The following is a 13,359-nucleotide window of genomic DNA, read 5'->3' as shown; positions in this document are numbered from 1 at the left end:
GAGAGCGACGCCGGCCTGCGCTGGGCAAGCCGCCTTCAATGGCGGCCCTGCAAATTACCAGCGGTGTTTGGTGTGATCTTCCCAGGCTTTCACCTCTTTCTCGGCCGCCTCTTTCTGGTAACCGTAGCGCTCCTGGATTTTGCCGACCAGCTGTTCGCGTTTCCCTTCGATGACCGTCAGATCGTCATCGGTCAGCTTGCCCCATTTTTCCTTCACTTTGCCTTTAAGCTGCTTCCAGTTACCGTCGGCTTGATCTTTATTCATAGTCTCTCCGTTAACCTGTGGTGAATCAGTGATCCCTGTCGCCGGCCGGGGTTAACCAGAAATTTTTCTGGCCGATACGCCCTTCACCTTAAGGAATATCGCTCCCCTTCATTCGCCAGCCACATGATTCATTCTAGTTAAAAATGGAAATAAAAAAGCCATATGACAGAATAAAAAACCATTAAGAAATTAAATAAACATAAAAAACGCCAACAAACAATGAGCTAAGCCGGGCAGAACCAGGCTGGAAACATGTAAGCAAACATGAACAAAAACATAAGACAAATTAATAATTAACCCAACAAAGCGCACGGTTTAGCGTGCGGCAAACCAGCTGCCGCGCACCTGATGGCGGTGCCAAATCCAGCCCAGTGCCAGACCGCGCAGCGCCAGAAACACCGCCAGCGCCAGCCAGAGTCCGTGGTTGCCAAGCAGCGGCACGCTGAACAGCGCCAGACCGTATCCCGCCGCAGCCACCGCCATGCTGTTGCGCATCTCGGCACCGCGCGTGGCACCGATAAACATGCCGTCCAGCAAATAGCACCACACCCCGACCAGCGGCAGGATGACCTGCCACGGTAAATAGTGGGCGGCCAACGCACGCAGCTCCGGCAAGGAGGTCAACGCCGCCACGATCTGCTGGCCGGTAACGGCATACGCCAGGGCGAAGGCCAGCGCGACCAGCCCTGCCTGCCTGCAGGCCGCGTGCCACACCTTGCGCAGCTGGCTGTCGTCCCGGGCACCGTAGGCGTGGCCCGAATGGGCTTCCACCGCATAAGCGAAGCCGTCGAGCGCATAGGCGGTGAACGTCAGCAGATTCATCAATACCGCGTTGACCGCCACCACGTCGCTTCCCAGGCGAGCGCCGAAGATGGTCAGCGATGCAAAGCACAGCTGCAGCAGCAATGAACGCAACATGATGTCGCGGTTAAGCGCCAGCAGCCGACGCAGATCGCCACGCCAGGCCTGGCGCAGCATCGGTAGGGTGATACCGCGCAGGCGCATCACCCGCCACGCCAGCCACAGACCGAGCAGCAGCGTGGCGTATTCGGCGATGGCGGTTGCCGCCGCCGCCCCTCGCACGTTCCAGCCCAGGCCCATCACCAGCCAGATATCCAGCAGGATGTTCAGCAGGTTGCCGACAATCAGCAGGATCACCGGCGCACGCACATACTGCACGCCGAGCAGCCAGCCCAGCAGCACCAGATTAGCCAGCGCCGCCGGCGCGCTCAGCCAACGAATCTCAAGAAAACGCCGCGCCTGTTCCAGCACCTCGCCATTGCCACCGACGATCCGCAGCGCCAGTTCGATCAGCGGATAGCGCAACAGGACGATCGCCCCCCCGGCCAGCAGCGCCAGCAGAAGCGGCTGCATAAAGGCGCGCGCCAGCGCCTGCGGGTTCTGTGCCCCCAGCGCCTGCGCCGCCAGGCCGGTGGTGCTCATGCGCAGGAACAACAGCAGCATGAACAGGAAGCTGGTCGCCACCGCGCCGATCGCGACGCCTCCCAGGTAGATCGGGCTGTCGAGGTGGCCGATCACCGCGGTGTCCACCAGCCCGAGCAGCGGTACGGTGATATTGGAGAAAATCATCGGCAGAGCCAGGCGCCACAGGGCTTTATCGGTGTCGCTGGTGAAGGCGGAAATCAAGCGCATGATGAGATGTTCCCGTAGCAGTGGCGAAGGGCAAGGTCAGAAACAAAAACGCCCCAGAACAGGGGCGATTGATACAAGAGGCGGCACTGAGGGTGCGACGATTAAATCCAGTCGCCGTTGCGGATCACGCCGACCGCCAGCCCTTCGATAGTGAAATTCTGCTGGCGCAGATCGACCACGATCGGTTGGAATTCGTTGTTCTCCGGCAGCAGCTCGACCACGTTGCCGTGTTTTTTCAGGCGCTTGACCGTCACTTCGTCTTCGATGCGCGCCACCACGACCTGGCCGTTGCGCACGTCTTGCGTTTTGTGCACCGCCAGCAGATCGCCGTCCAGAATGCCGATGTCACGCATCGACATGCCGTTCACCCGCAGCAGGAAATCGGCGCTCGGTTTAAACAGGGAAGGATCCACCTGGTAGTGCCCTTCGATGTGCTGCTGCGCCAGCAGCGGCTCGCCGGCGGCGACGCGGCCGATCAGCGGCAGCCCTTCTTCTTCTTCCATCAACAGGCGGATACCGCGCGAGGCACCGGAGACGATTTCGATCACGCCTTTGCGTGCCAGCGCCTTCAGGTGTTCTTCGGCGGCGTTAGGCGAGCGGAACCCCAGACGCATCGCGATCTCGGCACGCGTTGGCGGCATGCCCGTTTGCGAAATATGATCGCGAATCAGATCGTAGACCTCTTGCTGTCTGGTAGTTAGTGCTTTCATTCCGCCCCCTGTTTGTTTATACAGTCTTGCTGTGAGTATATACAGGTAAGCGCGGATTGGGAACCGAAGAATAAATAAAAATCAGTCAGTAGGCGCCTTTCGTCAGCCAAAATGCTGCCATAAGACCGTGCCCCAAACGAACAGCGCCAGCACGATCGCCAGCGACACCGCCGCCGATCCCATGTCCTTGGCCCGGCCGGACAGTTCGTGATGTTCGCTGCCGATGCGATCCACCACCGCCTCGATCGCGCTGTTCAGGATCTCGACGATCATCACCAGCGCTACCGATCCGATCAATAAAATGCGCGCTATCGCACCCACATCCAGCCAGACAGCCAGTATGATAGCCAGCAGGGTGACCACCAGTTCCTGGCGGAAAGCCGCTTCGTGCTGCCAGGCGGCGGAAAGCCCTTTATAGGAATAGCCGGCGGCCTTGATGATGCGGGTCAGTCCGGTTGCTTGGTTTGCCATGTTTTCGTGCCTTTCTCAGAGGTCGGTCATAATAAAAAGAGTCTAGAACAGTCCGCGCTGACGGCTCTCGGTTTTCGAACACCACAGATCTGCTACCCGGTTTCTGGTATGCTTGCGGCGCATTGCTAACAAGAGGCTTCACGTTGTTTATGTCAGGTTGGCGTAAAATTTATTATAAAATATTGAATTTACCACTTAAATTGTTGGTAAGAAGTAAGGTCATCCCTTCAGATCCGGTTACCGAGCTAGGGTTGGATCCCTCACGGCCGATTTTGTATGTTTTACCTTACAATTCCAAGGCGGATTTGCTGACGCTGCGCACCCAGTGCCTGGCGCAGGATCTGCCCGATCCGCTCAACTCGCTGGAGATCGACGGCACCGTGCTGCCGAGCTACGTGTTCATTCACGACGGCCCGCGCGTGTTCCGCTACTACACCCCGAAAGAAGAGTCGGTAAAGCTGTTCCACGACTATCTGGATCTGCACCGCAGCAATCCGGATCTCGACATTCAGATGCTGCCGGTTTCGGTGATGTTCGGCCGCTCGCCGGGCCGCGAAGGCCACGGCACGCCGCACCTGCGTCTGTTGAACGGCGTGCAGAAATTCTTCGCCGTGCTGTGGCTCGGCCGCGACAGCTTCGTGCGTTTCTCCAACACCGTTTCGCTGCGCCGCATGGCCACCGAGCACGGCACGGATAAAACCATCGCGCAGAAACTGGCGCGCGTGGCGCGCATGCACTTCTCGCGTCAGCGCCTGGCCGCGGTAGGCCCGAGCCTGCCGGCCCGCCAGGATCTGTTCAACAAGCTGTTGGCGTCCAAAGCGATCGAAAAAGCGGTCGAGGACGAAGCGCGCAGCAAGAAGATCTCGCACGAAAAGGCCCAGCAGAACGCCATCGCGCTGATGGAAGAGATCGCCGCCGATTTCTCCTACGAAACCGTGCGCCTGTCCGACCGCGTGCTGAGCTGGACCTGGAACCGGCTGTATCAGGGCATCAATGTCACCAACGCCGAGCGCGTGCGCCAGCTGGCGCAGGACGGCCACGAGATCGTCTACGTGCCCTGCCACCGCAGCCACATGGACTACCTGCTGCTGTCCTACGTGCTGTATCACCAGGGCCTGGTGCCGCCGCACATCGCCGCCGGCATCAACCTCAACTTCTGGCCGGCCGGCCCGATCTTCCGCCGCCTGGGCGCGTTCTTCATCCGCCGCACCTTCAAGGGCAACAAGCTGTACTCGACGGTGTTCCGCGAATACCTCGGCGAGCTGTTCACCCGCGGCTACTCGGTGGAATACTTCGTGGAAGGTGGCCGTTCCCGCACCGGGCGTCTGCTGGAGCCGAAGACCGGCACCCTGTCGATGACCATCCAGGCGATGCTGCGCGGCGGCACCCGTCCGATCACGCTGGTGCCGATTTACATCGGTTACGAACACGTGATGGAAGTGGGCACCTACGCCAAAGAGCTGCGCGGCGCCACCAAGGAAAAAGAGAGCCTGCCGCAGATGCTGCGCGGCCTGCGCAAGCTGCGCAATCTGGGCCAGGGTTATGTCAACTTCGGCGAGCCGCTGCCGTTGACCGCTTACCTCAACCAGCACGTGCCGCAGTGGCGCGAGTCGATCGATCCGATCGAAGCTCAGCGCCCAAGCTGGCTGACGCCGACGGTCAACGATCTGGCCGGCCAGATCATGGTGCGCATCAACAACGCCGCTGCGGCCAACGCCATGAACCTGTGTTCCACCGCGCTGCTGGCTTCGCGCCAGCGTTCGCTAACCCGCGAACAGCTGGTCGAACAGCTCGAGTGTTACCTGCAGCTGATGCGCAACGCGCCTTACGCGCATGACGTCACCGTGCCGACGCAGACACCGGACGAGCTGCTGGATCACGCGCTGAACATGAACAAGTTCGAGGTGGAGAAGGACAACATCGGCGACATCATCATCCTGCCGCGCGAGCAGGCGGTGCTGATGACCTATTACCGCAACAACATCCACCACCTGCTGGTGCTGCCGTCGCTGATCGCCAGCATCGTGATGCATCATCGCCGGGTATCGCGCGCCGAACTGCTGCGTCAAATCGGCATGATCTACCCGATGCTGAAAGCCGAGCTGTTCCTGCATAACGACAAGGAACAGCTGCCGGAGGTGCTGCAGCCGGTGATCGACGAGCTGATCCGCCAACAGCTGATCTGCGACAAAGGCGACGAGCTGGTGCTGAACCCGGCGCGCATTCGCCCGCTGCAGCTGCTGGCCGCCGGGGTGCGCGAAACCCTGCAACGCTACGCCATCACCATGTCGATCCTCAGCGCCAACCCGAGCATCAACCGCGGCGCGCTGGAGAAAGAGAGCCGCATCATGGCGCAGCGTCTGTCGGTGCTGCACGGCATCAACGCGCCGGAGTTCTTCGACAAGGCGGTGTTCTCCACCCTGGTGGCGACGCTGCGCGAAGAAGGCTATATCAACGACAGCGGGGATGCGATCCGCGAGCACACCCTTGAGGTGTACAACATGCTGAGCGATCTGATCACGCCGGAAATCAAGCTGACCATCGAAAGCGTCAACATGCCGGCAGAGACCAACGCCCTGCCGCAAGCCGACGCGGAAGAAGAGCAGGACGAGTGATGTCGTCCGGCACCGAAACACAAAAGGCACCCCCTGGGGTGCCTTTTTTCTTGCTTTGCGAAACCGTTACGCCGGCAGATAGCTCAGCGCGATGCCGATAAATACCACCAAGCCGACATAGTTGTTCTGCAGGAAGGCCTTGAAGCAGGCTTCGCGCTCGCGGCCGGCGATCTGTTTTTGCTGGTGAATGAACAGCGCGCCCGCCAGCAACAGCGACCAGTAAAACGCCCCGCCGAGCTGCGCCAGATAACCGACCCACACCAGCAGCAGCAGCGTCGCGAACTGCAGCAGCCCGACGATCAGCTTGTCATAACGGCCGAACAGGATAGCGGTGGATTTGATGCCGATCTTCAAGTCATCGTCGCGATCGACCATCGCATACAGCGTGTCGTAGGCCACCGTCCAGCAGATGTTGGCCAGCAGCAGCAGCCAGCAGCTGAGCGGCAGCGATTCGCTGACCGCCGCATACCCCATCGGAATGCCCCAGCCGAACGCGGCGCCCAGCACGAACTGCGGCAGGTTGGTCACCCGCTTCATGAACGGATACACCCAGGCCAGCGCCAGCGCCGCCAGCGACAGCCAGATGGTCATCGCATTGAGCGTCAACACCAGGCAGAACGAGATCAGCACCAGCACCGCAAACAGCACCTTGGCCTCTTTCGCGCTCACCCGACCGCTCGGCATCGGCCGCCCGGAGGTGCGTTTCACGTAGCCGTCCACCGCGCGATCGGCGTAGTCATTCACCACGCAGCCGGCGGCGCGCATCAGGAACACGCCGAGCACGAACACCAGCAAAATCGACAGCGGCGGCACACCTTTCCCGGCCAGCCACAGCGCCCACAGCGTCGGCCACAGCAGCAACAGCGTGCCGATCGGTTTATCAATGCGCATCAAATGGCTGTAAGCCCGCCATTTACTTTGAGTCACGCTTCCCTCCAAGGTCTTGCTCTCCTCTCTTATGCAGGAACCGCTGAATACAGCGGCGAAGCCGGTAAAAACAATTCGGTCAGCAACAGCGGTTTGCCCGCCAGCCGCAGCCGTGAACGGCGCGCCCACAGCGCATCCTGTCGGCCGATATGGATATAGTCGCGGGTCAGATCGCCGCTGCTGAACAGGTAGCGCCCCAGCGGCAGCGTGCCCAGATCCACCAGCGCCTGGTCGGGGCCGGTCAGCGTATTTTCCGGGATCACCGTGCGCCCCAGCAGCCAGGGCTGGTCGTCGCCCAGCAGCACCACTTCGCGCAGCCAGTAGCGCGGGCTGTCGGGCAGGTGATTCGCCTCGTCGCCCAGCGCCTCGCGCGTGACGAAGCATTCGCGCTGCGGTTCGACGCGCACCTGGGCGCAATGGCGTTCAAATCGGCGGGTCATGGAGCCTAACTCCATCAGCCAGTCGCTGACGGCGGCGGGCGCCGGAGGATCCTGTTCGGACAACCACTCCAGCGGCGGCAGGATGGAATCCCTGATGCCAGACATTGCTTTACTCCTCGCCTGAACCGCGGCCGGTACGGCGCGCCAGACGATACAAACTGTTAACAGGCCCCCATTGTAGCGCAGAAATACGAAAGCGGCAGGCTGATTCGTGGCGAAAACGGCGGTGGCTTCCGCCGGAAAAACCGGGTTCCTGTCATCTTTTTGCCATCCGCGTTCTCTATCTTCGTTCCCCGGCACGATGACGATTCTGTGATCGCCTGCAAAGTTTCATCTTTGTCGCGTTGTTTTATCTACGCGCGTAGATACTCTGACATCGCAGCGTTGAATCGCCATGCGTCCGACATCATTTGTCGGCACACCTTTGTTGCCGGCACCAGGGAAACCATCTTTAACCGCGCCCCTCCAGGCGCAGAACAAAAGAGGATAGCACTGCCATGAGCGAAACAACGCTTGCCACTCCACAGACCGCCGACGCCGCGTTGGCGGCCGATGAACGCCTGGCAACCAAAGAGGGGCGCAGCCAATTTTGGCGCGCCACCTTCTCCTGCTGGCTCGGCACCGCCATGGAATACGTCGATTTCGCGCTGTACGGCCTGGCGGCCGGCATGGTGTTCGGCGACGTGTTCTTCCCCGAGGCCACGCCGCTGGTCGCCCTGCTGGCCAGCTTCGCCACCTACTCCGTCGGCTTCGTCGCGCGGCCGATCGGCGCGCTGGTGTTCGGCTGGATCGGCGATCGCAAAGGCCGCCGCGTGGTGCTGATCACCACCGTGGCGCTGATGGGCCTCTCCACCACGCTGATCGGCCTGATCCCGTCCTATGCGCAAATCGGCGTTTGGGCGCCCACCTGCCTGGTGATCCTGCGCTTCGCGCAGGGGTTCGGCGCCGGCGCGGAGCTGTCCGGCGGCGCGGTAATGCTGGCGGAATACGCGCCGGCCAAACGGCGCGGGCTGGTGGCGTCGATCATCGCCATCGGCTCCAACAGCGGCACCCTGCTGGCGTCGCTGGTGTGGCTGCTGGTGCTGCAGCTCGACAAGGAAGACCTGATGAGCTGGGGCTGGCGCATTCCGTTCCTCGCCAGCATTCTGATCGCCGGCGTGGCGCTGTACCTGCGCCGCCACGTGCGGGAAACGCCGGTCTTCGAGCGCGAGCTGCAGCAAAACCACCAGCGCATGCTGGACGCCGCCCTGGCCGCGCCGGATACGCGCAGCTACCTGCAGCGCACCAAGGCGTTCTGGGTGATGCTCGGCCTGCGCATCGGTGAAAACGGCCCTTCCTACCTGTGCCAAGGCTTTATCGTCGGCTACGTCGCCAAGGTGCTGATGGTCGATAAATCGGTGCCGGCGCTGGCGGTGCTGATCGCCTCGCTGTGCGGTTTTCTGGTGATCCCGCTGGCCGGCTGGCTGTCCGATCGCTTCGGCCGCCGCGTCACCTACCGGTGGTTCTGCCTGCTGCTGGTGCTGTACGCCTTCCCGGCGTTCTGGCTGCTCGACAGCCGTGAGCCGGCGATCGTCATCTCGGTGATCGTGGTCGGCATGTGCATCGCGTCGCTGGGGATCTTCGGCGTGCAGGCGGCCTATGGCGTCGAACTGTTCGGCGTGAAGAACCGCTACTCCAAAATGGCGTTCGCCAAGGAGCTCGGCTCGATCCTCTCCGGCGGCACCGCGCCGCTGATCGCCACCGCACTGCTGTCCGGTTTCGGTCACTGGTGGCCTGTCGCCTGCTATTTTGTTGTAATGGCGGGCATCGGCTTAATCACCACCTTCTTTGCTCCCGAAACCCGCGGCCGCGATCTCAACCTGCCGCAGGATGCCGCGTAGCGAGAAGGCGAACAGGACCTCAATGTGGATAATCACTCCGCGCGACGCGTTACCCGCGCCGACGTGGCCCGCGTAGCGGGCACCTCCGTCGCCGTAGTCAGCTATGTGATCAACAACGGCCCGCGCCCGGTGGCGGAAGCCACCCGGCTGCGCGTGCTGGCGGCGATCGAGCAGACCGGCTACCGGCCGAACGACATCGCGCGGGCGCTGGCCTCCGGCAGCACACAAACCTACGGGCTGGTGGTGCCGGATATTTCCAACCCGTTCTTCGCCACCCTGGCGCGGGCACTGCAGCAGGAAGCCTTCAGCCGCGGCCGTGTGCTGCTGCTAGGCGACGCCGGCGACGATCGTCAGCGCGAGTATGAACTTATCAACAACCTGCTGCGCCGCCAGGTCGACGGCCTGCTGTACACCAGCGTCGATCGCCATCCGTGGTTCGATCTGATCCGCGCTTCCGGCACGCCCTGCGTAATGATAGACACCATCGACAGCCAGGCCGGCGTCTGCGCCATTCGCGTCGACGAGCGCGACGCCGCCTGCCAGGCAACCCGCCATCTGCTGCAACACGGCTACCGCGATATCGGCATTTTTATCGGCCCGCTGACCATGCTCAACGCGCAGGATCGCCTGAACGGCTGGCGCGATGCGCTGCTGGAGGCGGGTATCGCGCCACGCGACGAGTGGATTTTCGAAGTGCCCTACACCCGCCAGGGCGGTTACCAGGCCACCCAGCGCCTGGTGCAAGGCCCACGCCCGCGCGCCGTTTTCACCTCTAACGAGCAACAGGCGCTCGGCTGCCTGTCGGCGTTGGCGGAGCATGGGCTGCGCGCGCCGGACGATCTGGCGCTGATCTGTTTTAACGGCACGGAGCAATCCGAATTCAGCGTGCCGCCGCTCAGCGCGGTCGAGCAGCCGATCGACGCCATGGCCAAGCGGGCCATCGCCATGCTGGCCGCCGGTGCCGCGCCCGCCGAGCTGCATGAATTCGCTTTTCAACTGCGCATCCGCCGCTCCTGCGGCTGTTAGCGGTTTTTCAGGACACCTTATATATATGCGTTTAATCATTGATTGCGATCCCGGCAACGGCGTGCCCGGCGCCAACGTCGACGACGGCCTGGCGCTGGCCCTGGCGCTGGCGGCCAAACCGCAGCTGCAGCTGGAGCTAATCAGCATCGTGGCTGGCAACACCCCGCGAGAAGTGGGCTTCGCCGTCGCCACCGATCTGCTGGCGCAGAGCGGCTATCAGGTGCCGGTCGCCCTCGGCGCGGCGCGCGCCCTGAGCGAGCCGCCGGAGCCGTGGCGCGCACATCTGGACCGCCCGATCGCCGATCCGAAGCTGGCGGCGCTGTGGCGTGACCTGCCCGCGCCCTCGCTGGCCAACGCGCCCGCACCGGACGCCGCCATCGCCATCGGCAAGCTGATCTGCCGGCATCCCGGCGAGATCACGCTGGCGGCGATCGGCCCGCTGACCAACGTTGCGCACGCCATGCAGCTTTACCCGCAGATGGCGCAGGCGGTGAAAGAGATTGTGATCATGGGGGGCGTATTCAACGTCGACGGGTACATCAAGGACACCAATTTCGGTTTGGATCCGGAAGCGGCGCGGCTGGTGTTGAACAGCGGCGCCACCATCACGCTGGCACCGCTGGATGTCACCACCCAGACCATGCTGACCCAGGCGGATCTGGCCGCGTTGACCCAGCCGGATACCCCGCTGTGCCGCTATTTACGCGCCACCACGCGGCCGTGGATCGACTATTCGCGCCATACGCGGCACCTGCCGGGCTGCTGGATCCATGATGCGTTAGTGATCGCCTGGCTGCTGGCGCCGCAGCTGGTCACCACCGAGATGTTCCATGTGGATGTGGCGCTGGAAGGGGCGTTGACGCGCGGCAGCTCACGCCGCTGGCGGCCGGACAGTCTGCGCCTGACGGTCGGCATGCCGCCGCCGCAGGGCAAGCCGGTGCGTGTCATGCAGCAGGTAGACAACGCCCGTCTGTTGGCGTTGATCGGCGCAACGCTGGCCCGCGGATGAAAAAAGGTGCGCCAAAGCGCACCAATCATCGAGCCAGCATCGGCAGCGCCGGGTGTTACCCCTTGCCTTTAACGCTGCTGATAAACGTTTTACGCGCGGTGGTCGAGCCCAGTTTCTCGGCCTCATTCATCAGTTTCAGCGCCTTGTCGATATCGCCCGCCTTCACCGCCTGTTTGATGCCGTTATTGAAGTAGCTTTCGGTATCGTTGAGCATCGGCTCCGCCGGTTTCTCCGGCGCCGGTGCCGGTGCCGCCACGGCGGCAGGGGCGGTCGAGCCCACCACCACCGGCGCCACGGTCGGCGCAGGCTGCAGCATGCCGATCATCACGTTGCCGGTGCCCTGTTCAGCGGTGACCTTAAGCTTCAGCGTGCCGGTCGTCGCGTGGCCGGCGATCGGATCCGGGATATCCGGCACCGCGTTGCCCACGCCCTGCGCATAGGCCTTGGCCGGGTTAGTCAGCTGCGTGGTTTTCGCCAAGTCCTGACGAGTGGTGTACACCAACAGGTAAATCTGTTTTTGGCCGAGCGCCGGCGTCAGTTTCAGCGTGCCTTCGAGGCGATCGGAGGACATCGCCCCCGGCGGCTGATACGGGAAGTAGCTGCTCGGGTAATACGCCGCCGGGCGCAGATGCTCGTCCAGCACCAGCACGCTCGGCGCATAAAGCGAATTGTTTTTGGCAAGGCTGCTCAGCGTCACTTCCAGCGAACCGCGATCGGCCGGCAGCGTATAGGCGGCGATCGCCCCCTGAATCTCGCCCTGATTGAGCTGCGGGCTGACGGCGTCGAGCTTCACCTCTTGCGACACCGGCGGCTGCAGCGGCTGCCACGGCAGGCTTTGCAGCGTGGCGGCGCTGATGGCCGGCGCGACGGAAACGTTGGCCGGCGTCTCGGCGTTGGCCGCCAAAGGCGCGCCGACGGTCAGCGCCAGCGACAGGCAGAGTGACAGCAGATTCTTTTTCATCGTTATATCCTCTTTCAGCGCTGCGGCGGATCAGGCAAGAGATCCGGCCGCGGCGAATGCGGTTGGGGGAGAGCCGCTGGCCCTCCCCGCCCTGTCGTCGTTACCACCAAATTTCCATCTGGGCGCCGAAGGTGACTTCGTCATCCTTGCCGCGGCTGAAGGTATGCATGCTGGTGTCGTTGTAAGCGGTGCCGGCGTTATACCCGGTGTCGTCACCGGTGGCGTAGCCCCACTTCTCATCCCACTTGGCGTAGGTGGCGAACAGACGGATGGCCGGGCGCGACCAGATGCTGTTGCCGGCCTGCCATTGCTGCGCCAGGGTCACTTTATACTGGCCGTTGCGATCGCCGGTGCGCTGGGATTTGACGTTGTCGTAGCCCGCTTCCAGCAGGGTGCTCATGATCGGCGTCCATTTGTACATCGGGCGCACGCCCACGGTGTACCAGGTGGTGCCGTTGTTGTTGTCGCGGTCGATGTCCTGGAACATGGCGACGTACATCAACGCCCATTGATCGTTGAAGTCGATGGCGCCGTGATCCAGCACGCGGATCATCTTGCCGTTGTTATCGATGGTGGCGCCTTCGTTGCGGCCGTTGTTCTGCGAGGTCATCGAGTCGGTGGCGTACTGCACCACAAACTTGTTGTAACCGTTCAGGATGCTTTGGGTGTGTTCCGCGGTGAACATCCAGCCGTCTTTGCTGGCGCCGTCGGCCAGGTGGTAGTGGTCCTGCGCATTGGCGCGGCCGTAGTCCACGCCCAGCTCCAGGGTGCCGCCCGGGTTCAGCTCCAGGCCGGCCAAGCGCACGTCGAAGGTGTCGTTGACGGTCGGACGCTGTTTCCATTCGTTATCCAGGTAGCCGTAAGAGCCGCCGGACTCCGAGTTGCGGGTCACGGCAGCGGAAAGCTTGCCGAAGCCCAGATCGATGTTTTCCAGACCGGCGCCCGGGCCGGAGATATCCCAGTAGTAGAAGTCGATCATGTGAACGTCATGACGCTGATAGAAGCGCTTACCGGCCCACAGCGTGGAGCCCGGCAGCCAGTCGATCAGGTTTTTACCCTGCACGTTGACTTCGCGGAAGCCCGGAGTCACGTCTTCCCAGTCGGAACGTTGCGAGACCGAATAGGCCAGGTTGGTGTCGAAGTAGAAGCTCTTGTCGCCTTCTTTCCACACTTCCTGCCCCAGTTTCAGCTCGGCGTAGGTTTCGCATTCGTTGCCGAGACGGTATTTGCTCGCGGCACCGGTGGCCTTGAAGCACTGTTGCTCACCGCCGCTGCCGGTCCAGCCGATGCCGGAACGGGCGTAACCGTGGAAATCCACGGCCAGCGCCTGGGTAGAGAGAACACCGGCGGCGACAGCCAGTGCCAGAGGAAGTTTGCGCAGAGTAGTCATCATTATTCTCCTG

Annotated in this window: 12 protein-coding genes; 4 read left to right on the top strand and 8 right to left on the bottom strand. The window is 62.5% G+C overall.

The window, feature by feature from the left end; all coding sequences use genetic code 11:
* Window positions 1-54: 54 nt before the first annotated feature.
* From EKL15_RS23070 to EKL15_RS23055, 4 genes are all read right to left on the bottom strand, one after another.
* On the bottom strand, window positions 55-264 hold the full coding sequence (locus EKL15_RS23070; RefSeq protein WP_004936743.1) for a CsbD family protein: 210 nt from the start codon (window positions 262-264) through the stop codon (window positions 55-57).
* 315 nt (window positions 265-579) lie between these two features.
* Complete coding sequence (gene dinF, locus EKL15_RS23065) at window positions 580-1,917, bottom strand: MATE family efflux transporter DinF (RefSeq protein WP_203090429.1); 1,338 nt, start codon at window positions 1,915-1,917, stop codon at window positions 580-582.
* Window positions 1,918-2,018: 101 nt separating this feature from the next.
* The gene (gene lexA / locus EKL15_RS23060; RefSeq protein ID WP_025160136.1) at window positions 2,019-2,627 is read right to left on the bottom strand and encodes a transcriptional repressor LexA; all 609 of its coding nucleotides are present in this window, start codon (window positions 2,625-2,627) and stop codon (window positions 2,019-2,021) included.
* A 102-nt stretch (window positions 2,628-2,729) separates the two neighbouring features.
* Complete coding sequence (locus EKL15_RS23055) at window positions 2,730-3,098, bottom strand: diacylglycerol kinase (protein ID WP_015379225.1); 369 nt, start codon at window positions 3,096-3,098, stop codon at window positions 2,730-2,732.
* A gap of 149 nt (window positions 3,099-3,247) precedes the next feature.
* Between EKL15_RS23055 and plsB the strand changes: the two genes are divergently transcribed.
* Window positions 3,248-5,713: a glycerol-3-phosphate 1-O-acyltransferase PlsB gene (gene plsB, locus EKL15_RS23050; protein ID WP_060425184.1), complete on the top strand. Its 2,466-nt coding sequence runs from the start codon at window positions 3,248-3,250 to the stop codon at window positions 5,711-5,713.
* A gap of 66 nt (window positions 5,714-5,779) precedes the next feature.
* On the opposite strand, the gene ubiA is transcribed toward plsB, so the two are convergent.
* Together ubiA and ubiC are read right to left on the bottom strand one after the other, a co-directional pair.
* Entirely contained in the window at window positions 5,780-6,652 is an 873-nt protein-coding gene (ubiA, locus tag EKL15_RS23045; RefSeq protein ID WP_203090427.1) for a 4-hydroxybenzoate octaprenyltransferase, read from the bottom strand.
* Window positions 6,653-6,669: 17 nt separating this feature from the next.
* The gene (ubiC, locus tag EKL15_RS23040) at window positions 6,670-7,185 is read right to left on the bottom strand and encodes a chorismate lyase (RefSeq protein WP_038874327.1); all 516 of its coding nucleotides are present in this window, start codon (window positions 7,183-7,185) and stop codon (window positions 6,670-6,672) included.
* Between the two features lie 392 nt (window positions 7,186-7,577).
* On the opposite strand from ubiC, the gene EKL15_RS23035 reads away from it, so the two are divergent.
* Genes EKL15_RS23035 through EKL15_RS23025 form a run of 3 tightly spaced genes read left to right on the top strand, consistent with a single transcriptional unit; the run spans window position 7,578 to window position 10,995 of the window.
* Window positions 7,578-8,960 carry an MFS transporter gene (locus EKL15_RS23035; protein ID WP_089186511.1) on the top strand — a complete coding sequence of 461 codons (1,383 nt, stop codon included), beginning with the start codon at window positions 7,578-7,580 and terminating at the stop codon, window positions 8,958-8,960.
* A gap of 24 nt (window positions 8,961-8,984) precedes the next feature.
* Window positions 8,985-9,986 carry a LacI family DNA-binding transcriptional regulator gene (locus tag EKL15_RS23030; RefSeq protein WP_197786790.1) on the top strand — a complete coding sequence of 334 codons (1,002 nt, stop codon included), beginning with the start codon at window positions 8,985-8,987 and terminating at the stop codon, window positions 9,984-9,986.
* Window positions 9,987-10,011: 25 nt separating this feature from the next.
* Window positions 10,012-10,995: a nucleoside hydrolase gene (locus tag EKL15_RS23025; protein WP_203090425.1), complete on the top strand. Its 984-nt coding sequence runs from the start codon at window positions 10,012-10,014 to the stop codon at window positions 10,993-10,995.
* Between the two features lie 55 nt (window positions 10,996-11,050).
* Here the strand turns inward: EKL15_RS23025 and malM are convergent, their stop codons facing one another.
* On the bottom strand, window positions 11,051-11,956 hold the full coding sequence (gene malM / locus EKL15_RS23020) for a maltose operon protein MalM (RefSeq protein WP_038874335.1): 906 nt from the start codon (window positions 11,954-11,956) through the stop codon (window positions 11,051-11,053).
* A gap of 100 nt (window positions 11,957-12,056) precedes the next feature.
* Window positions 12,057-13,349, bottom strand: coding sequence for a maltoporin (locus EKL15_RS23015; RefSeq protein ID WP_049288181.1), 1,293 nt, complete (start codon window positions 13,347-13,349; stop codon window positions 12,057-12,059).
* Window positions 13,350-13,359: the final 10 nt, after the last annotated feature.

This window comes from Serratia sp. 4542, from assembly GCF_016805595.1.
In the GTDB taxonomy this organism is placed as follows: domain Bacteria; phylum Pseudomonadota; class Gammaproteobacteria; order Enterobacterales; family Enterobacteriaceae; genus Serratia; species Serratia nevei.
The sequence above is the reverse complement of the archived record's forward strand: the minus strand, read 5'-3'. Positions and strand labels throughout refer to the sequence as shown.

Excerpts from the sequence above, each read along its gene's own strand:
- EKL15_RS23070 (WP_004936743.1), bottom strand. The coding sequence starts at position 264 with ATGAATAAAGATCAAGCCGACGGTAACTGGAAGCAGCTTAAAGGCAAA.
- dinF (WP_203090429.1), bottom strand. The coding sequence starts at position 1,917 with ATGCGCTTGATTTCCGCCTTCACCAGCGACACCGATAAAGCCCTGTGG.
- lexA (WP_025160136.1), bottom strand. The coding sequence starts at position 2,627 with ATGAAAGCACTAACTACCAGACAGCAAGAGGTCTACGATCTGATTCGC.
- EKL15_RS23055 (WP_015379225.1), bottom strand. The coding sequence starts at position 3,098 with ATGGCAAACCAAGCAACCGGACTGACCCGCATCATCAAGGCCGCCGGC.
- plsB (WP_060425184.1), top strand. The coding sequence starts at position 3,248 with ATGTCAGGTTGGCGTAAAATTTATTATAAAATATTGAATTTACCACTT.
- ubiC (WP_038874327.1), bottom strand. The coding sequence starts at position 7,185 with ATGTCTGGCATCAGGGATTCCATCCTGCCGCCGCTGGAGTGGTTGTCC.
- EKL15_RS23035 (WP_089186511.1), top strand. The coding sequence starts at position 7,578 with ATGAGCGAAACAACGCTTGCCACTCCACAGACCGCCGACGCCGCGTTG.
- EKL15_RS23025 (WP_203090425.1), top strand. The coding sequence starts at position 10,012 with ATGCGTTTAATCATTGATTGCGATCCCGGCAACGGCGTGCCCGGCGCC.
- malM (WP_038874335.1), bottom strand. The coding sequence starts at position 11,956 with ATGAAAAAGAATCTGCTGTCACTCTGCCTGTCGCTGGCGCTGACCGTC.
- EKL15_RS23015 (WP_049288181.1), bottom strand. The coding sequence starts at position 13,349 with ATGATGACTACTCTGCGCAAACTTCCTCTGGCACTGGCTGTCGCCGCC.